This is a genomic window from Pseudomonas sp. Mb7 (assembly GCF_054790525.1).
In genome coordinates this window covers 5,920,785-5,943,884 of sequence record NZ_CP186501.1, presented here as the reverse complement: position 1 = coordinate 5,943,884, position 23,100 = coordinate 5,920,785, and the positions used below count along the sequence as shown (strand labels likewise).

Sequence of the window (23,100 nt, the reverse complement as noted above, 5' to 3'; positions counted from 1 at the left end):
TCACCCTAGCCCTCTCCCAGAGGTAGAGGGGACTGACCGAGGTGTTCTCTCGAAATACACCGACCTGAACTGTCGAGTCGAACTCAAGTTTTGAAACCCACGCAGATCGGCTCCCTTTCCCCTCGCCCCCTTTGGGGGCGGTCCGACGTTTCGGGAGGGCTGGGGTGAGGGGGATCGATTCTGGCGGCGACATCACATTTGAGCAAACCCCTTCCCTTTTGCCGCCAACTCACCAATCAACCGCGCCGGCTTCCACTGATCACCCTGCCGCGTCTCCAGCGCCAACAGCCGCGAATGAATATCCGCCAGCCCTTGTTGATCCGCCCAGGCCATCGGCCCGCCCTTGTCCGCCGGGAAGCCGTAGCCATTCAGGTACACCAGATCGATGTCGTGTGCAGACTCGGCAATGCCCTCCTGCAAAATCTTCGCACCCTCGTTGACCAATGCCAGAAGACTGCGCTCCAGGATCTCCTCAGGACCGATCTCGCGGCGCTGGAAGCCTAACCCTTCGCTGACCTGCAATATCAGCGCATCGACCTCAGGATCGTGCTCAGCCTGACGACTGCCCGGCTCGTAATGGTAATAACCATTGCCGGACTTCTGCCCGAACCGTCCCATCTCGCACAAACGGTTATCCACCTGAACCTCTGGCGCATCCTGGCCCTTTCCGGTCAACTCGCGTGCACGCCATTCCAGATCGATGCCGACCACGTCGTACATGCGGAACGGCCCCATGGCAAAACCGAAACCTTGCAAGGCTGCGTCGACCTGCTGTGGATAAGCGCCCTCAAGCAACATTTTGCGCGCCTCCAGGACATACGGATGCAACATGCGATTGCCGATAAAACCGTGGCAGTTGCCCGACACCACACTGACCTTGCCCATGCGTTTGCCCAGTGCCAGTGCCGCCTCCAGCACCGCCGCAGAGGTCTGTGCGCCGCGAACGATTTCCAGCAGTTTCATGATGTGCGCCGGACTGAAGAAATGCAGGCCCAACACCTGATTCGGACGCTTTGTCGCTGCGGCTATCGCATCGATATCCAGTGCCGACGTATTGCTTGCCAACAGTGCCTCAGGCTTGAGCAAACCATCCAGCTCACGAAAGATCTTCTGCTTCAGCTCAAGATTTTCGTACACCGCCTCGATCACCAGATCGACATTGCGAATCGCCGCATAATCCGCCGCCGCACTGACCCGCGCCAGACGCGCATCCGCCTCGGCCTGATCAATCCGTCCCTGGCGCACGTTGTGTGCATAAGTCTCGGCCACAGTGGCGAGTGCCTGCTCAAGCATCTGTGGATTGTTATCCACCCATTGTACCGTCACGCCGGCATTGGCCAGGCACATGACAATGCCCCGGCCCATGGTGCCCGCGCCGATCACCGCGGCTTGCTGAATATCGAAGGTTGTCTGGCTCATGTTGTTCTCTTGTTGGCGATCCAAAGGCTGGTCTCACCTTAGTCAGCCATCGACGTTTTTTGAAGTTTATTACCGTGATGATCGACATTCAGCGGATGGATAGAGCCCCTTCCCTGATGACACTTAATGTAGGAGCTGCCGAAGGCCGCGATCTTTTGATGCTGATTTTTTCAAGAGCAAGAGATCGCAGCCTTCGGCAGTTCCTACAAGGATCAGAGGTGCTCTTGCGCCCAGCTGCGGACTTCGGCATAGGGATACTCCTCCAATGCGGCAAACCCGGTAATCGTCCGCGCCTTGAGCTTGGTGAACAGCGGCACGCTGATCCCACACAAAAATCGCGTCAACCGCTCAGCCGTTGGAATCACCCCGGTGTACTGCTCATGCCTGTGGATAAAATCACCACACAGCGCCGCGAAGTTTTTATCCACAAGTGCTGGCAACTCCGGTGGTGCCGGCAACCGCGCCACCTGGCCATGACACACCGAGCAATGCCCGCATTGCTCGGGCGCATTGTGATCACCGAAATACTTGGCCAGGCGATTGCCCAGGCAGCGTTCGGTGGCGAACACTTCAAGCATGGCGTGGATGCGCGCCACTTCGGCCTGCTCATGCCGGGTGAAATACTCATGCAGCTCGGCACTCAGGGCATCGCTGTCGAAGTCGCTGTGCAGCAGGCTGTAGACCTCGGTCATCTGCTTGCTTTCAAGCTCGACCCAACCCTTCTCCTGGAAGTAATCCAGCGCCTTCACCACTCGATTGCGCTCGGCGGAATACTGCGAATACATCGCCTCGAAATTCACCGTGGCCCAGGTGCGCGCGCGCGCCGAGGTCTGAATGATTGCGCCGACAAAATCCCTGCGCTCACCGTCGAAGCGCTCAAGCAGCGCTTCGGGTTCCAACAGGTATTTGAAACGGTATTCGGCGTAATAGGCGTAGCGCGGCGCGATCAAACCGCGCAGTTCCAGTTGCACCAGCAAGGTCTTCAGCGGCAGTGCACGAATGTTGCTTTGATCAGCCAATGGCCCGAGCAGAAACTCCCACTGCCCTTCCGGCACCGAGGCCTTTAGCTCATCGAGTACATAGCGAATGCCATCGCGCTCCGGCGTATCGCCGTAGACGAAGTTTTCCAGCACATTGAGGCTGTCGCGATTAGCCAATACCAGACAATCCGACGGCTGCCCGTCGCGCCCGGCGCGGCCAATTTCCTGACTGTAGTTTTCGATGGATTTGGGCAGGTCGAAGTGCACGACATTGCGGATGTCACTCTTGTCGATGCCCATGCCGAATGCGATGGTCGCGACGATGCAATTGGATTGCCCGGCCATGAAGCGCTTCTGGATCGCCTCGCGTTTGTCGTGGGCTAAACCCGCGTGATACGCCTCGGCCTGAATGCCGTTGCGCTCAAGGTGTTCAGCGATGTGCTCAGCAGTTTTCTGCAAGGTCACGTAGACGATGCTCGGCTGCCCCGCACGCTCGGTCATCCACTCGACCAGCCGCCGGCGCTTGTCCTGGCCACGTACCGGCTCGACCAGCAGATTGAGGTTGGGCCGGTAGAAGCCGGTGGTCACCACATCGTCAGCGGCGATAGCGAATTTGGCCTGCATGTCGGCGATGACTTTCGGTGTTGCGGTGGCCGTCAGTAGCAAAGTTTGCGGGATGTTGAACTGGCGCTGATAGTCCGGCAGCTTGAGATAATCGGGGCGGAAGTTATGGCCCCACTCCGAGATGCAATGCGCCTCGTCCACCACCAGCAGCGAGATTGGCACCTGCTGCAGAAAGTTGCGAAAGCGCTCGTTTTTCAAGCGCTCCACCGAGATCATCAAAATCTTCAATTCACCCGAGCGGGCGCGGGCCATCACGTCACTGGCATCATCGCGACTCTGCGCCGAATCGATGCTGCCAGCGGAAATACCGTGTCGCTGCAAAAAGGCCAGTTGATCCTGCATCAACGCCAGCAACGGCGAGACTACCAACGTCAGGTGCGGCAGCATCAGCGCCGGCAATTGGTAGCAAATCGACTTGCCGGAACCGGTAGGAAAAATCGCCGCCGCCGAGCGCCCGGCCAGTACCGCACTGATCGCGGTTTCTTGACCGGGTCGAAACTGTGGAAAACCAAAAACCTGTTCCAGGGTGTTGTGCATTCGCTGTCACTCCATTGACTGCTGCCATGCCAACAGCCTAGCGGGCGATCGCAGCGAGTCGAGAAAAGGTCGGGGCCAAATCGATTCGGAATGATACAGCGGATGCCACGAACACCGGGGGACTCTGTGGGAGCGAGCCTGCTCGCGAAGAGGCCAGCCGCCACACCACAAAATTTAAAAAGTCAGGGACGTAAAACCGCCACCCGCAACTGCTCATTCAGCATCTGCTCATGCACACCTTGGCTCTTGCTCGCCCACAGCGCATGGGCCGGGCTGATGTCGCCGGTGAATGCCGCCGCCAACTGCCGCAAATCAGCGACGCTGCGCACACGCGGGCAGAACGGTTGCTCATCACAGTTCTGACTGGCGCTGCGATAGGTGCTCAGCAACCCCTCCCAGAGACCGTCGCGCACATGGCGAATCGACTTCAGTTTCACGTGGGGCACACCGAGTCGCTGCTCAAGCCCCTCTTCATCCAGTGCTTCGCTGGCCAATAGGGCTTTGGCGAACATCAACACTTCACCGCGCGACGCCGTGTCCATGCTCGCCTGGCTGATGAGTGCCTCCGGCCAATCGGTGCGATCGAGGCGATCCAGCACCCACGCATTGCCAATGTCAGAGGCCATGGTCAAACGGCAAGTGCTCAGCCCGAGCAATAAAATTGCGGCCATTCGTAGCCAGTGCATACCTAATTCCCTTTAAGCGCGTGTCAGACGTTTGGAAACGCCCTACAGATTCTGGCGCGCACGATACAGCGGTTTACCGCGAATCGCCTGACAATCACGTAGGAATTATTACGCCTAAGGGTTTTGGCCTGAAAAAGCTGCGAAAACACGTAGGGTATTTCCTCAAAACACGGAAAAACCCCTACGAATACTGTCCATTGCGGCTGTCTTGTCCCACAGAGAAACGCCCTTCTATAGTGGCCGGCGCGGCTGCAAATCCGCTGCCGGCCCGCCCCAGCGCTTTAGAACAGGACACGCCTCACCATGATCAACCGCTATCGCCCACTCAAGACCTGCTACAGCGAAAACCCGGTACTGCTTATCGACAGCCACTCCAGCCAGACTGACCTGATTAATGCCGCCGATCAACGCCTGCGCGCGGCCGGTGATTTGCTGGAAACGCTCTACTGCTTATGTTTCAAACAGGCTGATGTGAAAGATATTCCCAACATCGTTAATGCGCTTTATTTGCTGATACAGGATGGCTGCGACTTGCTTGAAGTGGCCAAACAGAGGCCAGCGCAGTCGGTGTACAACTAGATCACTCCAGGTCAGCGCTATATCTCCTTGGGCAGGAATCCAACAATGAATGTTACGAACGATGAGTTCGATCCACCGAATGACGAGGATGCCTACACGGCTTGGTTAATCCGACAGGTTCAAGCCAGCCTTGATGATCCTCGCCCCAGCATTCCCGATGAGGTATCCAGAGCATTGATGGCTGATAAACGCGCGCGTTTAAAACAGAAGGTCGATCAGCGGCGATGACCTATCAAATCTACGTCCCGTTCCTACAAAGACAGACTCCTTGTCTTCTATCGGCTTCGTGTAGCTGATCTCTATAGTCGTGGCTGTCGCTGCTAATCAGCGGCTCAGGTTTGGTCACCTGAAACAGAGATAACTGATGCATGCCCTTGTATGCTGCCAGCACATTCTGTCGGCACGCTTTATGGCGGCTGTGTTTGGGACGCTTCGGCGTACCGGGTTATCTCTGCCGGTTTGACCAACTTGAACACAGCCCGCCTCCACCGCTTGGTCACGGTAGCAGCGGTTTTTCGATACCTTCAGAGATATCTAAAAATGAAAACATGGAATCAGTTTCTTACCGAACGCTACCGCCCACTCGAATCCAATCTCACCGACACCAAGCCTCTGCTCATCGATACAGCCGCCAACCCGCAAGACATCCTCGAATGCGCCGTCCAGCGCCTGCGCGCTTCAAGCGACCTGCTACGCACCCTCTACTGCCTCAACTTCAAACAAGCCGACGTCGAAGACATCCCCCACATCACCCACGCCCTCTATCTGCTGACGCAGGATGGCTGTGACCTGCTGCAAGTCGCACAGCAGCAGATGCTCAACTGGAAGGCTCCAGCCTGAATCGAGTGATCGTATCGCTCTTATGCACTCTGTGAGAGCGATCAAAAAAACGGTAATCAAACATGGGAGCAACCATGAGCAAATTCTTTGATGAGCTGATGGAAAGCGTTATCGAGATGGACGAGATCTTACGCAAAAAGCATCGCGATTCAGACTCGAATGCTGATACGAGCGTTTTGACGTTTCAGCAAAAGCAGGCCCATTACGACAAGGTTCGCCGATCAAACTATTTGGCCAGCCTACGCATTGAAGGTTTTGAAACCACCCCTGCCGATGCTGAAAAGCCACTTTCCTCACGTATGCAGGTTCTCGAAAAGTACCGGCAAAAACCGGGCTGACTAGAGGAAGCGCTAACGTTCAAGTGGCAGTATTCTAGCTATATGAACCGAAAATAGATGGAATAATGCCACTTAACTTCGTTTTTCACGGGTCTTACGGCAAACAGCATCCTTCATCTTAAGTGCTATTATTCTGGCAGTTAAGGTTAAAAAATGAAGGAATACTGCCACATGGCCAAGAAAACAGCACCGCTCTTGCCCTCTACTGCTCGACTTTTGGTCGACCTTGGTGAACGACTGAAGCTGGCTCGCCTACGCCGCAAATTGACGGCCAAGCAGGTCGCCGAAAGATCAGGCATGTCGCTGACAACCTTGCGCCATCTGGAGTCCGGAGGCTCAGGCGTGACCATCGGCGCCTACCTTTCGGTCATGCAAGTGTTGGGATTGGAAAAGGATCTGAACAAACTGGCTGCAGCCGATGAAATGGGTCGCCAATTGCAGGATGCGCAGTTAATGCCTGCAACACGATCCGCAGCGAAAAAGCCCCAGCGAGTACGAGCAGTCAGTGTGGCAAAAAAGGGCGCATCCGAACACGTCGAGACTTCAAACGTTATCGATGCCGCCACTACCACGAAAATTCCGGCTGACTTCCCATTCAACACACACTCACTCTCCAGCCTTTTGAACAAGAAGAAAAAGGCCAGCCCCCCAACAGGTGAAGAATGACGCTGATTGCTGTTTATGCAGACTGGGAATCCTTGAAAGGCGCCAGACGCCTCGGATTTCTACACGCAAGGAAAACACGCAACACCAACGTGTTCGAATTTGAGTACGACCCGAATGCGCTGGCCGATCCCGAGTTGAGTTCCATAACTCTAGACCCGCGCATCGGCCCCTTCGAAGGCCGCCAATTCCCCGGCGAACATCAGAGCCGCTTTGGCGTCTTTGCAGACTCAAGCCCCGATCGTTGGGGCCAACTGCTGATGAAACGCCGCTTGGAAAGGGACATTCGCGACGGCTTGCTTCCCAGCAACAGCAAGTTGTTTGAATCCGATTACCTGCTTGGCGTCCACGACCTGTTCCGTGTCGGCGCCCTTCGCTACAAACTCAATGACGAAGGCAACTTCCTCGACGACCGCGACGGCGTTGCAGCTCCACCCTTTGTCGAGCTACGCGCGTTAGAGCAGGCAAGTCTCGCCCTGGAAAACGATAGGGACAACACAGCCAGCGAGGGCCGCGAATGGCTAAGAATGCTCATCGCACCCGGCGGCTCACTGGGCGGCGCAAGACCGAAAGCCAGCGTCGTCGACGAGTTCGGTCAACTGTGGATCGCCAAATTCCCAAGTACGAGAGATGACTACGATGTTGGTGGTTGGGAATTTGTAGTAAACGCTTTGGCGGTCAACTGTGGTCTGCGTGTTGCGACCGGTATGGCCCGACGCTACGCAAGCGATCACCATTGCTTCCTGGTGAAGCGTTTCGACCGAACCGCGCGCGGCGGCCGACATCACTTCGCATCAGCCATGACCATGACCAACCGCGTCGACGGCGACGACGCCTCAACCGGCGCCAGCTATCTAGAGTTGGCGGAAGTAATCATGGAACACGGCTCGGAACCTAACACCGACCTCCGTGAACTCTGGTCACGAATCGTCTTCAACATCTTGGTTTCCAACACCGACGATCACCTGCGAAACCATGGTTTTATTCTGGATCCTGGTCGGGGATGGCGATTGTCGGCAGCCTACGACATGAATCCGGTGGCACATGCGGATGGGTTGAAGCTGAACATCACTGATTCTGACAATGCGCTGGACTTGGAGCTGGCGAGGGAAGTCGCTGGTTATTTTCGGGTTAGCCGTGAGGATTCAGCAGGCATCATTGAGCGCATTCAAGACGTGATCCGTCTTTGGCCGGAGATCGCTAATGCGCTTGGGATGTCCAGAAGTGAGCAGGAAAGGATGGCGCTTGCTTTTCGTACCTTCTAATCACCCACAAAAAAGCCGCCTCAAAAGGCGGCTTTTTCATTCACAACAAACCAATCTTACAACTTCGGCCCAGCAGCCTTGATCGCGTCGCTCACTTCGAACTTCTTGAAGTTCTCGATGAACAGACCGGCCAATGCCTTGGCAGCCTCGTCGTACGCAGCCTTGTCAGCCCAGGTGTTGCGTGGGTTGAGCAGGTTGGTTTCAACGCCCGGTACGGCCAGTGGCACGTCGAGGTTGATGGTGTCGAGGTGTTCGGTGGCTGCACCGATCAGCGCGCCGCTCTGGATCGCTGCGATCACCGCGCGGGTGGTCGGGATGTTGAAGCGTTTGCCGACGCCGTAGCCGCCGCCGGTCCAGCCGGTGTTGACCAGGTAAACCTTGGAGCCGAAGCCGCGGATGCGCTTGATCAGCAGCTCAGCGTATTCGCCAGCCGGACGCGGGAAGAACGGTGCGCCGAAGCAGGTGGAGAAGGTCGACTTGATGCCGCTGCCCGAACCCATTTCAGTCGAGCCCACCAGTGCGGTGTAGCCGGACAGGAAGTGGTAGGCCGCTTGTTCTTCGTTGAGGATCGACACTGGCGGCAGGACACCGGTCAGGTCGCAGGTCAGGAAGATCACCGCGTTAGGCTCGCCGCCCAGGTTCTTCTCGGAACGCTTGGCAACGTGCTCCAGCGGGTACGCGGCGCGGCTGTTCTGGGTCAGGCTGACATCGGCGTAGTCGGCGTGCTTGGCGTCGTCGATGACAACGTTTTCCAACACGGCGCCGTGCTTGATGGCTTTCCAGATAACCGGCTCGTTCTTCTCGGAGAGGTCGATGCACTTGGCATAGCAACCGCCTTCGATGTTGAACACCACGCCTTCGCCCCAACCGTGTTCGTCGTCACCGATCAGGTAACGGCTTTCGTCGGCCGACAGGGTGGTTTTACCGGTGCCCGACAGACCGAAGAACAGGGTCACGTCGCCTTCTTCGCCGATGTTGGCAGCGCAGTGCATTGGCAGCACGTCAGCGGCCGGCAGCAGGAAGTTCTGCACGGAGAACATGGCTTTCTTCATCTCACCGGCGTAACGCATGCCAGCGATCAGCACTTTCTTCTGTGCGAAGTTGAGGATCACGCAACCGTCGGAGTTGGTGCCGTCACGCTCAGGCACGCATTCGAAGTTGGCCACGTTGAGCACTTGCCACTCTTCACGACCGGCCGGGTTGTACTGAGCCGGGTTGATGAACAGGCAACGACCGAACAGATTCTGCCAGGCAGTCTGGGTGGTCATTTTCACGGCTAGGTAGTGATCTTCCGCCGCGCCTACATGCACGTGGGACACAAAGTGCTCTTGCGCGTTGTTGAAGGCTTCTACGCGAGCCCACAGCGCGTCGAACTTGTCGGCCGGGAACTTGCGGTTGATCGGGCCCCAGGCGATAGCGGCCTGGGTGGAAGGCTCTTCAACGATGAAACGGTCAACAGGCGAACGACCGGTGCGGTGACCAGTGCGAACAACCAGAGCGCCGGTATCGGCAAGCTCGCCCTCACCGCGGTTCAGGGCTTCTTTAACCAGATCATCAACACTCAGATCGGTGTACACGGCGTTATTGGCTTGCGTCATGAGGTTCCCCGTCGGCCAGTGGCCGAGTGTGCTCCAAACGTTTTGTAGTAGAAAGTCGTGCACTACTACCGCGAAAAAAGTGGGCCGGATTATGCCAGAAAAGCCCAAAAAGAGTAGGGTCCTCCCGTCGTAACGGCGAAATTCCGTCGTTACGCAGTGAATTTACCTGCGCTGAACCGTTTTAGTGCCGGGTATCTGACGGCGTGTCGACGCCTGCGCCAGCGAACAATTGAGCAATATCGGCTGCGTCGAACAGGTACTGCTGGTTGCAGAACTGGCAATCGATCTCGACAGTGCCGCCGTTCTCTTGAACCAATTGCTGTGCATCCTCAAGACCCAGACTGACCAGCGCGTTGCCCGAACGCTCGCGTGAGCAGGTGCAACGGAAGCGCAGATTCTGCACATCGAACAGGCGCACCTGCTCTTCATGGTAGAGGCGATGCAGGACGGTTTCGTTGTCCAGGCTCAACAACTCATCGGCGGTCAGCGTGCTCGCCAGTGCCGTGAGGTGCTGCCAGCTGGCGGCGCGCTCTTCTTCGTCTTTCAGGCGATCGGCCGGCAGTTGTTGCAGCAGCATCCCGCGGGCGCGGCGGCCGTCAGCGAACAACTTGAAGCGCGTGCCGACTTGTTGCGACATGACGAAATAGTTGGTGAAGCACTCAGACAGGGTTTCGCCATCAAGATCGACGATGCCCTGGTAACGCTGGCCAATCGTCGGGTCGACGGTCAGGGTCAGGTCACCGCCCGGCATCAGGTCGGCAAGGCTCGCGTCCGGCTTGATCCGCTCAGCGTCATAACGCGCCAGACCACGAATTTCGCGCTCGCTGGAGCATTCGATCATCAGCAGCGGGATCGGCCCTTCGGAACGCGCCTGCAGAATCAGCAAGCCATCGAACTTCAGCGTGCCCACCAGCAAGGAGGCGGCCGCCATCAATTCGCCCAGCAATTGCGCCACCGGCTCCGGGTACGGGTGCTTGGCGAGGACTTCGGCGTAGCTGCGTTCAAGCGCAACCAGTTCGCCGCGCGTGTCGCTGTCATCGAAGATGAAACGTTGAGTGAAATCGGTATCCGCTAGCTCGGTCATAATTTTGGGTATCTGAATGTGGTGACAAAATGGTTACAAGACGTGAAAATTTGCGCTTCTTGGCACTCTTTTTGGTGCCGACTGCTCTGCCATGGGAGGCATTTTATGAACAATCCGGGTTTGTTCCAATCTAGGTGGAACCTCGGCCGGCTGGTTCTGTGCAACGTAGCGCCACTGGCGCTACTGGCTTTCTGGTTATGGCCTACGGGCAACTCGCTGTGTGTGATTTTCGACGAGTGGCTGTTCCGCTCACTCAATGCACCGCTGGCCAGCAACCCGATATGGCTCCACATCTGGGCAATTGCAAGTCTGCGTCCGTTCGACATCGTTGTTGGTCTGATCTTGCTGACGCTGCTGATCAAGGGCGACTGGGTCTTCAAGGCGATTGATGTGCGTCGTGCGTTCTTCGGTTTTTTCTCGATCCTGCTATTGATGGTGGTAATTCGCGCACTGTTTTCCAAATTCGCCGACCACATGGACTGGCAGCACAGCAGCCCGTCGATGGTGCTGGAAGGCGCGGTGCATATCAGCGATTACTTCCCGCACATGGAGAAGACCTGGGAGCTGAAGGATCGTTCTGGCCAGAGTTTCCCGGGGGATCATGCATCGGTATTGCTGATTTGGGCGCTATTTATGGGCGTGTTCAGTCGTACTGTCGGCCAGTTCCTGACGATCTGGGGTCTGGCGCTGTTGTTCATGCTGCCGCGACTGGTGGCCGGTGCGCATTGGGGTCAGGACGATTACATCGGCGGTCTGCTGCTGGCGGTTTGGGCCTTGGGCTGGGGTTATTACACGCCGTTTGCGTATCACGCCTCGAACTTCTGGTTGAAGGTGACTTCGCCGATTTTCAATCTGCTGAACAAGTTGCCGCTGGTTTCGCGAATGAGTGTGGTGCGTAGCGCCTGATACCGGGCTGTTTTCGGCGAGGGCTGCGCCCTCGATTCGCGAGCAGGCTCGCTCCCACAATTGATCAAGTATCCACTGGAGGAACCGGATCTACTGTGGGAGCGAGCCTGCTCGCAAAGAGGCCAGCACATACAGCCCGGAAACGTCGCGCTTACTCGTCGTTGCTGCTACCCCGAAACTTGAACAAATCCCGCCGCTGCTTCTTGCTCGGCTTGCCGTCGGTACTCACACCCAACGCCCCCGCCTTGCGCATTGCCGCAGCCGCTTCACGTTTGGCAATACTCGCCTCGGTCTCCGCGTACAACGTCTGCGCCTCCGGTGCGCCGCGCCGCACAATCGACAACGCCTCGACCTTCACCGTACGCACCTCGAACCCAGTACGAATCTCGAACTCATCGCCGATGCGCGGCTCTTTGCCAGGCTTGCAGCGCTCACCGCGACAATGCACCTTGCCGCTTTCGATCGCCGCTTTGGCCAAGGCACGGGTTTTGTAAAAACGCGCGGCCCATAGCCACTTGTCGAGACGAACCTTGTCGTCCTCTTCGCTTTTTTGCGCCATTTGAATTCCTCGTTCAGCCAGTAGTCGGAACTGTACTACCGTTTCTGTCGGGCGCAACAACTCGGCCCTCCAGATAGACTGTGATCTTGGCCGGTGCACCGGCATGGGGGTGCTCAAGTGACTAAATTTCCCTCTTCATTGACTTCGACTCACACCGGTTGCCAGGGCTGCCAGCACAGTGAACCGCTGGGCTTCGATTTTGCCTTTGCCTACCAACCTATCGTGGATCTGCGCGACCAGTCGGTTTTCGCCCACGAAGCGCTGGTTCGCGGTGTGAACGGTGAAGGCGCATTCACCGTGTTGAATCAGGTTACGGAAGAAAACCGCTACCGTTTCGACCAGCTCTGCCGAACCCGCGCCATCGAAGGCGCGGCCAATCTTAATATGCAGACACACTTGTCGATCAACTTCATGCCCAACGCCGTCTATCGTCCAGAGCTGTGTATTCGCAGTACGCTCGAGGCGGCCAAAAAACACCGTTTTCCTCTCGACCGGCTGATTTTTGAAACCCTGGAAAGCGAGCACGTAGATAACTATCGCCATTTGACCAATATTCTGCGTGAATACCGCGAATTCGGCTTCAAGACCGCCATCGATGATTTCGGTGCCGGTTATTCGGGGCTCAATCTGCTGGCTGATTTCCAACCGGACCTGATCAAACTCGACATGGCGCTGATCCGCGATGTCGATCAAGACCGTGTTCGTCAGGCGATCGTTCGGGGGATTGTCACAATCTGTGCGGAGTTGGACGTTACAGTCATTGCCGAAGGCATTGAGAGCGCCGGTGAACGGGATTTCCTGGCCGACTGTGGAATATTTCTGATGCAGGGCTACTGGTTCGCCAAACCTGCATTCAAAGCGTTGGCCCGGGCTTCACCTGAGGCCTGGACGCGTTAATCGTTGGTTTTTTCTATTGAAGACATTTGACCATTTGACCGTTGTCGGTCTGCGCGAGTGGGTGGCGCTCCCTGATCTGGGAGTCGCAGGCCTGCGAGCGAAAATCGACACCGGCGCCAGCACCTCCAGCCTGCATGCCACCGACATCGAGCCGTTCGAACGCGACGGCCAGAAATGGGTACGTTTCACCGCGCACCTGGGCACGGTGGTGCAGTTGCGTCACCGCCGCTGCGAAGCGCCACTGGTGACGCGCAAAACCATCAAAAGCTCCAACGGCCATGCCCAGGAGCGCTATGTGATTAGCACCACTCTGGCCCTGGGTGATCGTGTCTGGCCGATCGAGTTCACCCTCGCCTGCCGCAAGTCCATGCGCTATCGCCTGTTGCTCGGCTCCAAAGCCCTGATCGATGGCCAGTTGGTGGTCAATCCGGGCATCAAATATGTACAAGACAAGCCGGTGTTCCCGGTATCTACCTCCTCCACAGGTGTTGCATGAAGATCGCTGTGCTGTCGCGGAACCCGCGTCTGTATTCCACCCGCCGTCTGGTCGAAGCCGGAACCGAGCGCGGGCATGAAATGGTAGTGATCGACACCTTGCGCGCCTACATGAACATCGCCAGCCACAAGCCGCAGATCCACTATCGCGGCAAACCGCTGGAAGGTTTCGACGCGGTGATTCCGCGGATCGGTGCGTCGGTGACGTTTTATGGCTGCGCGGTGTTGCGTCAGTTCGAAATGATGGGGGTATTCCCGCTCAACGAATCGGTGGCCATCGCCCGTTCGCGGGACAAGTTGCGTTCGCTGCAACTGCTGTCGCGGCGCGGCATCGGCCTGCCGGTGACGGGTTTTGCTCACTCGCCGGATGACATTCCCGATTTGATCGACATGGTCAACGGCGCGCCGCTGGTAATCAAGGTGCTGGAAGGCACGCAGGGCATCGGCGTGGTGTTATGCGAAACCGCGACCGCCGCCGAATCGGTGATCGAGGCGTTCATGGGCCTGAAGCAAAACATCATGGTTCAGGAGTACATCAAGGAAGCGGGCGGTGCGGATATTCGTTGCTTCGTGGTCGGTGACAAAGTCATCGCAGCGATGAAGCGTCAGGCCAAGCCGGGCGAGTTCCGCTCCAACCTGCATCGTGGCGGCAGCGCCAGCCTGATCAAGATCACCCCGGAAGAGCGCATGACCGCGTTGCGCGCAGCCAAGGTCATGGGCCTGGCGGTGGCGGGTGTGGATATCCTGCGTTCCAATCACGGGCCGCTGGTTATGGAAGTGAACTCGTCGCCGGGGCTGGAAGGGATCGAGACCACTACCGGCAAGAATGTGGCGGGGATCATCATTGAGCATCTTGAGAAGAATGGCGGGCCGAATATGACCCGCACCAAAGGCAAGGGCTAAAGCGAAGAGCTAGAGCTAAGAGCAAGAGCCCCTCATCGGAACGCCGCCCGCCTAACCCTCTCCCGAAGGGAGAGGGGACTGATTGGGGGATATTGGAGAACTACGCCGACTTGAACGAGTACCGCTGAATCCATAATCGACCTGATTTTGCAGGTCGATGTATGACGCAAGACACCTCGGTCGGCTCCCTCTCCCTCTGGGAGAGGGCTGGGGTGAGGGGCTTTTGATCTACACAGCGTCCCTAGGCAACATTAGCCCCAACGGCAACCTCACCCGCGCTTCCAGTCCACCCCCGGACCGATTACGCAATTCAACATTGCCGCCATGCATCGAAGCAATCCGCTTCACAATCGCCAACCCCAAGCCGGTGCCCTTACCGCCCCGGGCACGATCGCCTCGCGTAAACGGGTTGAAAATCGCTTCAAGTTCCGAAGGATCAATCCCCGCGCCGCGGTCCATCACGCTCAGCACCACATAAGGCGCATTGACGTCACCGGACACATAAGCCGCGACTTCCACGCTACCGCCGGCATGGTTCAAGGCGTTGCCGATCAGGTTATTGAGCAAGCGCTTCATCGAGACCCGACGCAGCGGGAACGGCTGAATCGGCTCCAGACGCAAACGCACTTTCTCTTCATTCTGGTTGTATGGCGCCGCCACCTCGCGCACCAGATCAGTCAGATCCACCTCTTCCACCGACTCGTCGCGACCATCACGAATAAACGCGAGGAACTGGTCGAGAATCGCGTCCATGTCTTCGATGTCGCGCACCATGTCGTCGGTCAGGTCGTTGCGGTCGCCCATCAACTCCAGCGACAGGCGCAAGCGGGTCAACGGTGTGCGCAGATCATGGGATACGCCGGCCAGCATCAATTCACGCTCGCGACCGGCCTGTTCGACGTCTTCCGCCATCTGGTTGAAAGCGCGATAGACCTCGGTCATCTCGCTCGGTGTATCGCTGATCGGCAGCCGCACGCTACGGCCCTGACCAAGCTGCCGGGCGGCATACACCAGACGTTTCAACGGCTGGTTGAGCTGACTGACGAAAATCCATGCAGAGGCTGTCGAGAGCAAGCCGATGGCGAGGAACCAGCCGAGCACGTTCCAGATTTTCTGGCCACGCAACGGGTGCGGATACAACGGCACCTTCAACCAGCCATCACCGAGGCTCGGCGCGCGCACCCACAACGCTGGCGGCGAGTGCATGCGCAAACGCACTTCAGTGTCGGCGCCCAGCTCCGCCTGCATTTGTCGCTGATAGATTTCGCTGTACGGCCAGTGCTGTTCGCCTTCCGGCACACCGGCGCCGACCACCCGGATCAGGGTCGCCGCATCAGCAATCTTTGCGCGGTTTTCTTCATCCGCAGCCCAATAGGCACGCAGCGTCAGGGCGACGCCATGGCTGTATTGGCGATCCACCAGCACGTCCTCGTTCATCAACAGATAAACCAGGGTCAGCGCCTTGGAAAACAGCACGACGATGAGCACCAGCCAAAGGGTGCGGGAGAAAAAACTTTGGGGGAACCAGACAGGGGTTTTCATCTATAACCGCTACACACTTGCAGGAGCGAGCAATGCTCGCATATTGCGGATTGCGAGTCTGCGGGCATGGCCGTTCGACCAAAACCTGCAGACCCGCTCCTACAAATCACCGATCACTTGGTGGCGGCACCATCCGGTACGAACACGTAGCCCACGCCCCAGACAGTCTGGATATAGCGCGGCTTCGACGGATCAGGCTCGATCATGCGACGCAGACGGGAAATCTGCACATCGATGGAACGCTCGAGGGCATCCCACTCGCGGCCACGGGCCAGGTTCATCAGTTTGTCACGGGTCAGTGGCTGACGCGCGTTCATTACCAAAGCCTTGAGTACCGCAAACTCACCGGTGGTGAGCATGTGCACTTCTTCGCCGCGCTTCAATTCTCGAGTGGCCAGCGACAAGACGTAATCACCGAAGGTGACGTTTTCGTCTTCGCTGCCCGGCGCGCCCGGTACCGGTGCGGCCTGACGACGCAGGACAGCTTTGACACGGGCCATCAGCTCATCCGGGTTGAACGGCTTGGCCAGATAGTCGTCGGCGCCCAGTTCCAGGCCTTTGATGCGGCTCATCTCATCGCCCTTGGCGGTGAGCATGATGATCGGAATCTGATTGTTCGCGGCCCGCAGACGGCGGCACGCGGTCAGACCGTCTTCGCCAGGCAACATCAGGTCGAGGACCACCAGATTGAAAACTTCACGCGACAGCAGACGATCCATCTGCTCGGTGTTCGGTACGGTGCGGGCACGGTAGCCCTTGCTGACGAAAAAACGTTCCAGCAGGCTGCTTAAGCCCGGATCGTCGTCAACGATGAGAATTTTTTCGCCTTCAGCAGTTTGTGCAGTGCTGCTCATTGGATGCTCCTTTTAGCTCGGCGCGCATTATGGCGTAGCTGCCGTTATACGCACCGTGTGCATTGTTAGCAGATTTTTCCTTCACTGCCAGAAAACCGGGGTTTATGCCTACAGACTGCGACGCCCCCGAATGACAGAACGCTGGTTATAATGCGCGGCGTTTTGTGCCAGGCAACGTCTGAATCGTTACCGCAGGTGGCAGGCTTTTTTTCCTGCCGCGCGCAGTAATTGTTCGATTTCACGGGTCAATGGGCTGCCTTTTGACCCAGGCAGCGGCAATTTTCTAGCCGCTCAACCAGACTCCGGGCCTTTATTTCCGTGCCTGCGAGCCTGATTTCACAATATGTCAGGTGGTTTTATGGACAGCATCAACAGCCGCATTGCCGAGGAACTCGGCGTACGCCCACAACAGGTCGAAGCGGCCGTCGCGCTACTCGATGAAGGCTCTACCGTTCCCTTCATCGCCCGTTACCGGAAAGAAGTCACCGGCAGCCTCGATGACACCCAGTTGCGTCATCTGGAAGAGCGCCTGCGCTACCTGCAAGAACTCGACGAACGGCGCATCAGCATCCTCGCCAGCATCGAAGAGCAAGGCAAACTCACCCCTGCCCTTGAGCGCGACATCAAACTTGCTGACACCAAGACTCGCCTCGAAGACTTGTACCTGCCGTACAAGCAGAAGCGCCGTACCAAGGGCCAGATCGCCCTGGAAGCCGGCCTCGGCGACTTGGCCGATGGCCTGTTCAACGACCCGAACCTGACCCCGGAAACCGAAGCCGCACGCTTCGTCGATGCCGAAAAAGGCGTGGCCGACGTGAAGGCTGCGCTCGAAGGCGCCAAATACATCCTCATGGAACGCTTCGCAGAAGACGCCAGCCTGCTGGAGAAACTGCGTAACTACCTGAAACAGGAAGCGACCCTCAGTGCCCGCGTCATCGCTGGCAAGGAAGAGGACGGCGCCAAGTTCCGCGATTACTTCGAACACGACGAACCGCTGAAAAGCATGCCGTCGCACCGCGCGCTCGCCATTTTCCGTGGACGCAACGAAGGCATCCTCAGCTCCGCGCTGAAAGTCGGCGACGAACTGCCGGGCACCATGCACCCGTGCGAAGGCATGATCGGCCAGCAATTCGGCATCCAGAACCAGAACCGCCCGGCCGACAAGTGGCTCGGTGAAGTGGTGCGCTGGACCTGGAAGGTCAAGCTCTACACCCACCTGGAAACCGACCTGCTCGGCGAGCTGCGTGACGGCGCCGAAACCGAAGCGATCAACGTCTTCGCCCACAACCTGCACGACTTGCTGCTGGCCGCCCCGGCCGGCCCGCGTGCAACACTGGGTCTCGACCCGGGCCTGCGTACCGGCTGCAAGGTCGCCGTGGTCGACTCGACCGGCAAACTGCTTGATCACGCCACGGTTTACCCGCACGTGCCGCACAACAAATGGGATCAGACCATCGCCATTCTGGCCGCCCTGTGCGCCAAGCATTCAGTTGATCTGATCGCCATCGGCAACGGCACCGCCAGCCGCGAGACCGACAAACTGGCGATCGAGCTGATCAAAAAATATCCAGCGATGAAGATGACCAAAGTCATGGTCTCCGAAGCCGGTGCATCGGTGTACTCGGCGTCGGAACTGGCGGCCAAGGAATTCCCGGATCTGGATGTGTCGATCCGCGGCGCGGTGTCCATCGCCCGTCGTCTGCAGGATCCACTGGCTGAGCTGGTGAAAATCGATCCGAAATCCATCGGTGTCGGCCAGTATCAGCACGACGTTTCGCAGTTGAAACTGGCGCGCGGCCTGGACGCTGTGGTCGAGGACTGCGTGAACGCCGTCGGCGTTGACGTGAACACCGCTTCGGTGGCGCTGCTGGCGCGGATCTCCGGCCTCAACGCGACGCTGGCGCAAAACATCGTCACGCACCGCGACGAACACGGTGCGTTCAAAACCCGCGCAGCGCTGAAGAAAGTCGCGCGTCTGGGCGAAAAAACCTTCGAACAGGCGGCCGGTTTCTTACGCGTGATGAACGGCGACAACCCGCTGGATTCGTCGGCCGTTCACCCGGAAGCCTACCCGCTAGTGCAGCGCATTGCCGCTGAAACCGACCGCGACATTCGCTCGCTGATCGGCGATGCCGGGTTCCTCAAGCGTCTGGATCCGAAGAAATTCACCGACGAGACGTTCGGTCTGCCAACCGTCACCGACATCCTGCAAGAGCTGGAAAAACCGGGCCGCGACCCGCGTCCGGAGTTCAAGACTGCCGAGTTCCAGGAAGGCGTTGAAGACCTCAAAGACCTGCAATTGGGGATGATCCTCGAAGGCGTTGTCACCAACGTGACCGCATTCGGTGCCTTCGTCGACATCGGCGTGCATCAGGACGGTCTGGTGCACATCTCGGCGCTGTCGGAGAAGTTCATCAAGGACCCGCGTGAAGCGGTGAAGGCCGGCGATGTGGTGAAAGTGAAGGTCATGGAAGTCGACATTCCGCGCAAACGCGTCGGTCTGTCGATGCGCATGGGCGACACCCCGGGCGAGAAGATCGACGGCGCCCGTGGCTCGCGTCCAGGCTCGGCGCAACGCCAGCCTTCGAACAACGCGCCGCGCAAGGAAACCGCCACCGCAGCGCCAGTGAACAACGCGATGGCCTCGCTGTTCGCCAACGCCAAGCAGTTGAAGAAACGCTGATGGAAATTCCGGCCGGGCTCGTCGAGAGCGCGTTTTTCAAGCTGTTGGGCTGCCGCCTGCACAGCCTGGAAACCGGGGTGGCGCAAGTCGCCCTGGTGCTGGAACCGGAACTGCGCAATCGCGGCGGCAAATTGCACGGTGGCGCGCTGTTCAGTCTGGTCGATATCGCCATGGGGCTGGCCTGTTCCAGCACTCATGGCTTCGATCAGCAGAGCGCGACCATCGAATGCAAGATCAACTATATCCGCGCCGTTTCCGACGGTGAGGTCATGTGCACGGCGCGGGTGATTCACCCGGGCCGACGTACTTTGGTGGTCGAAGCCGACGTGATGCAGGGCGACAAACTGGTCGCAAAAGCGCAAGGCACGTTCGCTGTCCTGTAGCTACCGGTCATCATTTTGAGTTAATTTCGGCTCAACGAATCCTGTAGGAGCTGCCGCAGGCTGCGATCTTTTGATTTTGTTTTTCAATAGCAAGATCAAAAGATCGCAGCCTGCGGCAGCTCCTACAGGTATGTGTGCGGCTGACCGGCTAGAAAAACCAGGCGAAAACGCCAGTTTCAACTTCACCCTTGTAGACCGTCTTGCCCACCCCCATATTGGGGCGACTGACGCGTGAAGGAATCCAAATTGAGCGAACTTCTCAACCGCCGCCTGGCTCTGCTCGGCGAGCGCGCTAACCTCTCTCTGCTCGAGCAGTGCCTGCACGGTATCGAACGTGAATGCCTGCGCGTGACCAGCGAAGGTCGCCTGGCGCAAACGCCGCACCCCGAAGCCTTGGGTTCCGCGCTGACCAACGAACAAATCACCACCGACTACTCCGAGTCGCTGCTGGAATTCATCACGCCCGCTCTGCCGGATCCGGCCGACACGTTGGCGAGCCTGGACAAGATTCACCGCTTTGCCTACAGCAAGCTCGGCAACGAGTACCTGTGGAGTCCATCGATGCCGTGCCCGTTGCCGGCCGAGGAAGACATCCCGATCGCCTACTACGGCACCTCCAACATCGGTCAGCTCAAGTACGTCTACCGCAAGGGCCTGGCCCTGCGGTACGGCAAGACCATGCAGTGCATCGCCGGGATTCACTACAATTTCTCCCTGCCGGAAAAGCTCTGGCCACTGCTGCGCGAAACCGAAGGTTTTGTCGGCACCGATCGCGATTACCAGTCGTTTTCCTACATCGCACTGATCCGTAATTTCCGTCGTTACAGCTGGCTCCTGATGTACCTGTTCGGTGCTTCGCCAGCGCTGGACGCCGGTTTCCTGCGTGGCCGTTCGCATCAGTTGGAACAGCTCGATCCAGACACGCTGTATCTGCCGTACGCGACCAGCCTGCGCATGAGCGACCTTGGTTACCAGAGCAACGCCCAGGCCGGTCTGACGCCTTGCTACAACGATCTGGCGAGCTACACCGACAGCCTGCGCAAAGCCGTGGCCACGCCGTACGCGCCGTACGTTGAAGTCGGCACGCACCAGGATGGTGAGTGGGTGCAGCTCAACACCAACATCCTGCAGATCGAAAACGAGTACTACTCCAACATCCGCCCGAAACGCGTGACCTATACCGGCGAGCGGCCGATTCAGGCACTGGTGGCCCGTGGCATTCAGTACGTTGAAGTGCGTTGCCTGGACATCAACCCGTTCCTGCCGATGGGCATCGACCTCACCGAGTCGCGCTTCCTCGACGCGTTCCTGCTGTACTGCGCGCTGAACGACAGCCCGTTGCTGACCAACACCTCGTGCGGCAATGCGACGTCGAACTTCCTCAGCGTGGTCAAGGAAGGTCGTCGTCCAGGCCTGCAATTGCAGCGTGACGGTGAACCGGTCGAGATGAAGACCTGGGCGGCAGAACTGCTGGAGCAAATCGCCCCGCTGGCGGCGCTGCTGGATCAGAGCCATGGCGGCGATGCGCACAGCAAGGCGCTGGATGCGCAACTGGCCAAGGTCAGCGATCCGTCCCTTACGCCATCCGCGCAAGTGTTGGCGGCGATGGCGGAGCACAAGGAAAGCTTTGCGCAGTTTTCGTTGCGTCAGAGTCAGGCGCATGCCGAGTTTTTCCGTAGCGAGCCTTTGGCGGCGGATGAGCAGGCGAAGTTTGAGGAGCTGGCGCGTACTTCTCTGGCAGCGCAGGCTGAGCTGGAGCAGAACGAAGTCGGTGATTTCGACGTATTCGTCGGGTCGTATCAGGCGAGTATTTTGGCGATCAGCAACTGAAGAGCCCCTCCCCCTAACCCTCTCCCGGAGGGAGAGGGGACTGACCGGGTTGTTGGTGCGAAGTACGCTGACGTGAAATACCGAGCCGAACTCAGGCCTTGAAAAGCACAAAGATCGGCTCCCTTTCCCCCTCGCCCCTCTTGGGGGAGAGGGCTGGGGTGAGGGGGCAAAGATCTAACGTCGAACGCAAGATCCGAAATATCCACAATTCTGATCGTTCCCACGCTCCGCGTGGTAACGCCTCAAGGGACGCTCTGCGTCCAGGTGACGCGGAGCGTCACCGGCTGCATTCCCACGCAGAGCGTGGGAACGATCTACCCCCCCAATCCCACCAAGCCTTAGATTTTTCCGCTCATAAGCTCATTCTAAAAAGTTATTTATTTACTGATTCTTAGATCATTTAGTCTCCTTTCACGCCGACGCTCGGTCGCCTGATATGGAGCTGTTCAATGAAACTGAATTTCCCGCTTCGCCTACTGGCCGCGGCCTCTCTGGCTGCCGCGAGTTTTCTGGCCCAGGCCGCCGACCTTACCGTCGCCTACCAAACCACCGTTGACCCGGCGAAAGTCGCCCAGGCCGACGGCGCCTACGAAAAAGCCACCAAAGCCGACATCGCCTGGCGCAAGTTCGACAACGGCGCCGACATCATCGCTGCCATCGCCTCCGGTGACGTGCAGATCGGCTACCTCGGTTCGAGCCCGCTGACCGCCGCGATCACGCGCAAAGTCCCGGTCGAAACCTTCCTAATCGCCACCCAGATCGGCGCCGCCGAAGCACTGGTCGCTCGCGACGGTTCCGGGATCAAGACCCCGCAAGACCTGATCGGCAAAAAAATCGCCGTGCCGTTCGTATCCACCGGTCACTACAGCCTGCTCGCGGCGCTGAAGCACTGGAACATTGATCCGTCGAAAGTCACCGTGCTCAACCTCGCCCCGCCAGCGATCATTGCCGCGTGGAAACGCGGTGACATCGACGCCACCTACGTGTGGGATCCGGCACTCGGTGTCGCCAAGGAAAACGGCAAAGTGCTGATCACCTCCGGCGAACTGGCCAAGTTTGGCGCGCCGACGTTCGATGCGTGGATCGTGCGCAAAGACTTCGCCGAGAAGCACCCGGAAATCGTCACCGCGTTCGCCAAGGTCACCCTCGACGCCTACGCCGACTACCGCAAAGACCCGAAAGCCTGGCTCGCCAAACAGTCCAACGTCGACAAACTGGTGAAACTCTCCGGCGCCAAGGCCAGCGACATTCCGCTGCTGCTGCAAGGCAACGTCTACCCGCTGGCGGCTGATCAAGTCGTCACCCTAGGCGCGCCGACCACCAAAGCCATCACCGACACCGCCGCGTTCCTCAAGGAGCAGGGCAAGGTCGAAGCGGTTCTGCCGGACTACGCGCCGTACGTCAGCGCCAAATACATCACCAACTGACCGGGAGT

Annotated in this window: 22 protein-coding genes; 14 read left to right on the top strand and 8 right to left on the bottom strand. The window is 58.3% G+C overall.

From position 1 onward, the window contains the following. Window positions 1–192 precede the first annotated feature (192 nt). The 3 genes from ACOYXH_RS26855 to ACOYXH_RS26845 form a co-directional block, all read right to left on the bottom strand. The gene (locus ACOYXH_RS26855) at window positions 193–1,419 is read right to left on the bottom strand and encodes a 3-hydroxyacyl-CoA dehydrogenase (RefSeq protein WP_460410064.1); all 1,227 of its coding nucleotides are present in this window, start codon (window positions 1,417–1,419) and stop codon (window positions 193–195) included. A gap of 212 nt (window positions 1,420–1,631) precedes the next feature. Next, complete coding sequence (locus ACOYXH_RS26850) at window positions 1,632–3,560, bottom strand: RecQ family ATP-dependent DNA helicase (protein ID WP_258709090.1); 1,929 nt, start codon at window positions 3,558–3,560, stop codon at window positions 1,632–1,634. Window positions 3,561–3,742: 182 nt separating this feature from the next. Continuing rightward, complete coding sequence (locus tag ACOYXH_RS26845; protein ID WP_220557316.1) at window positions 3,743–4,246, bottom strand: polysaccharide deacetylase; 504 nt, start codon at window positions 4,244–4,246, stop codon at window positions 3,743–3,745. A gap of 303 nt (window positions 4,247–4,549) precedes the next feature. Here ACOYXH_RS26845 and ACOYXH_RS26840 point away from each other — a divergent pair, with 303 nt between their 5' ends. The 6 genes from ACOYXH_RS26840 (at window position 4,550) to ACOYXH_RS26815 (ending at window position 7,931) form a co-directional block, all read left to right on the top strand. After that, window positions 4,550–4,825, top strand: a complete 276-nt coding sequence (locus tag ACOYXH_RS26840; RefSeq protein ID WP_116256370.1) for a hypothetical protein — start codon at window positions 4,550–4,552, stop codon at window positions 4,823–4,825. A 45-nt stretch (window positions 4,826–4,870) separates the two neighbouring features. Beyond that, window positions 4,871–5,053 carry an antitoxin PaaA2 family protein gene (locus ACOYXH_RS26835; protein ID WP_116256371.1) on the top strand — a complete coding sequence of 61 codons (183 nt, stop codon included), beginning with the start codon at window positions 4,871–4,873 and terminating at the stop codon, window positions 5,051–5,053. A gap of 312 nt (window positions 5,054–5,365) precedes the next feature. Continuing rightward, window positions 5,366–5,665, top strand: coding sequence for a hypothetical protein (locus tag ACOYXH_RS26830; RefSeq protein WP_116256372.1), 300 nt, complete (start codon window positions 5,366–5,368; stop codon window positions 5,663–5,665). Window positions 5,666–5,841: 176 nt separating this feature from the next. Next, window positions 5,842–6,003 carry a YhfG family protein gene (locus ACOYXH_RS26825; RefSeq protein ID WP_225919987.1) on the top strand — a complete coding sequence of 54 codons (162 nt, stop codon included), beginning with the start codon at window positions 5,842–5,844 and terminating at the stop codon, window positions 6,001–6,003. A gap of 171 nt (window positions 6,004–6,174) precedes the next feature. Then, on the top strand, window positions 6,175–6,669 hold the full coding sequence (locus ACOYXH_RS26820; protein ID WP_460410063.1) for a helix-turn-helix domain-containing protein: 495 nt from the start codon (window positions 6,175–6,177) through the stop codon (window positions 6,667–6,669). Beyond that, window positions 6,666–7,931, top strand: a complete 1,266-nt coding sequence (locus tag ACOYXH_RS26815) for a type II toxin-antitoxin system HipA family toxin (RefSeq protein WP_460410062.1) — start codon at window positions 6,666–6,668, stop codon at window positions 7,929–7,931. Before ACOYXH_RS26820 ends, ACOYXH_RS26815 begins: the two co-directional genes overlap by 4 nt. Before the next feature lie 56 nt (window positions 7,932–7,987). Here ACOYXH_RS26815 and ACOYXH_RS26810 read toward each other — a convergent pair whose 3' ends face one another. Together ACOYXH_RS26810 and hslO are read right to left on the bottom strand one after the other, a co-directional pair. Beyond that, entirely contained in the window at window positions 7,988–9,529 is a 1,542-nt protein-coding gene (locus ACOYXH_RS26810) for a phosphoenolpyruvate carboxykinase (RefSeq protein WP_025110978.1), read from the bottom strand. A gap of 181 nt (window positions 9,530–9,710) precedes the next feature. Beyond that, a complete protein-coding gene (gene hslO / locus ACOYXH_RS26805; protein WP_093429984.1) occupies window positions 9,711–10,613 on the bottom strand; it encodes an Hsp33 family molecular chaperone HslO in 903 nt (300 codons plus the stop codon). 105 nt (window positions 10,614–10,718) lie between these two features. Between hslO and ACOYXH_RS26800 the strand changes: the two genes are divergently transcribed. After that, window positions 10,719–11,519: a phosphatase PAP2 family protein gene (locus ACOYXH_RS26800; RefSeq protein ID WP_460410061.1), complete on the top strand. Its 801-nt coding sequence runs from the start codon at window positions 10,719–10,721 to the stop codon at window positions 11,517–11,519. 151 nt (window positions 11,520–11,670) lie between these two features. Here ACOYXH_RS26800 and ACOYXH_RS26795 read toward each other — a convergent pair whose 3' ends face one another. Then, window positions 11,671–12,078 carry an RNA-binding S4 domain-containing protein gene (locus tag ACOYXH_RS26795; RefSeq protein ID WP_007917939.1) on the bottom strand — a complete coding sequence of 136 codons (408 nt, stop codon included), beginning with the start codon at window positions 12,076–12,078 and terminating at the stop codon, window positions 11,671–11,673. Between the two features lie 117 nt (window positions 12,079–12,195). Between ACOYXH_RS26795 and rimA the strand changes: the two genes are divergently transcribed. The 3 genes from rimA to rimK are packed head-to-tail and all read left to right on the top strand — an operon-like array spanning window position 12,196 to window position 14,373. Beyond that, on the top strand, window positions 12,196–12,975 hold the full coding sequence (rimA, locus tag ACOYXH_RS26790; protein ID WP_460410060.1) for a S6 modification regulatory phosphodiesterase RimA: 780 nt from the start codon (window positions 12,196–12,198) through the stop codon (window positions 12,973–12,975). Between the two features lie 16 nt (window positions 12,976–12,991). After that, window positions 12,992–13,471: a retropepsin-like aspartic endopeptidase RimB gene (gene rimB / locus ACOYXH_RS26785; protein WP_095047104.1), complete on the top strand. Its 480-nt coding sequence runs from the start codon at window positions 12,992–12,994 to the stop codon at window positions 13,469–13,471. Next, window positions 13,468–14,373 (top strand): 30S ribosomal protein S6--L-glutamate ligase, encoded by a 906-nt coding sequence (gene rimK, locus ACOYXH_RS26780; protein ID WP_007949201.1) that lies wholly within the window; start codon window positions 13,468–13,470, stop codon window positions 14,371–14,373. The genes rimB and rimK overlap by 4 nt, the downstream gene beginning before the upstream one ends. A 228-nt stretch (window positions 14,374–14,601) precedes the next feature. Here rimK and ACOYXH_RS26775 read toward each other — a convergent pair whose 3' ends face one another. Both ACOYXH_RS26775 and ompR read right to left on the bottom strand, forming a co-directional pair. Further along, window positions 14,602–15,915 carry an ATP-binding protein gene (locus ACOYXH_RS26775; protein ID WP_095047103.1) on the bottom strand — a complete coding sequence of 438 codons (1,314 nt, stop codon included), beginning with the start codon at window positions 15,913–15,915 and terminating at the stop codon, window positions 14,602–14,604. Between the two features lie 113 nt (window positions 15,916–16,028). Beyond that, window positions 16,029–16,769: an osmolarity response regulator transcription factor OmpR gene (ompR, locus tag ACOYXH_RS26770; RefSeq protein WP_095047102.1), complete on the bottom strand. Its 741-nt coding sequence runs from the start codon at window positions 16,767–16,769 to the stop codon at window positions 16,029–16,031. Between the two features lie 358 nt (window positions 16,770–17,127). Here ompR and ACOYXH_RS26765 point away from each other — a divergent pair, with 358 nt between their 5' ends. The 4 genes from ACOYXH_RS26765 (at window position 17,128) to tauA (ending at window position 23,092) form a co-directional block, all read left to right on the top strand. After that, window positions 17,128–19,452, top strand: coding sequence for a Tex family protein (locus tag ACOYXH_RS26765; RefSeq protein WP_460410059.1), 2,325 nt, complete (start codon window positions 17,128–17,130; stop codon window positions 19,450–19,452). Then, window positions 19,452–19,835: a PaaI family thioesterase gene (locus tag ACOYXH_RS26760; RefSeq protein WP_053116527.1), complete on the top strand. Its 384-nt coding sequence runs from the start codon at window positions 19,452–19,454 to the stop codon at window positions 19,833–19,835. The genes ACOYXH_RS26765 and ACOYXH_RS26760 overlap by 1 nt, the downstream gene beginning before the upstream one ends. 246 nt (window positions 19,836–20,081) lie before the next feature. Beyond that, window positions 20,082–21,665 (top strand): glutamate--cysteine ligase, encoded by a 1,584-nt coding sequence (gshA, locus tag ACOYXH_RS26755; RefSeq protein WP_095047100.1) that lies wholly within the window; start codon window positions 20,082–20,084, stop codon window positions 21,663–21,665. A gap of 449 nt (window positions 21,666–22,114) precedes the next feature. Then, on the top strand, window positions 22,115–23,092 hold the full coding sequence (tauA, locus tag ACOYXH_RS26750; protein ID WP_460066703.1) for a taurine ABC transporter substrate-binding protein: 978 nt from the start codon (window positions 22,115–22,117) through the stop codon (window positions 23,090–23,092). Window positions 23,093–23,100: the final 8 nt, after the last annotated feature.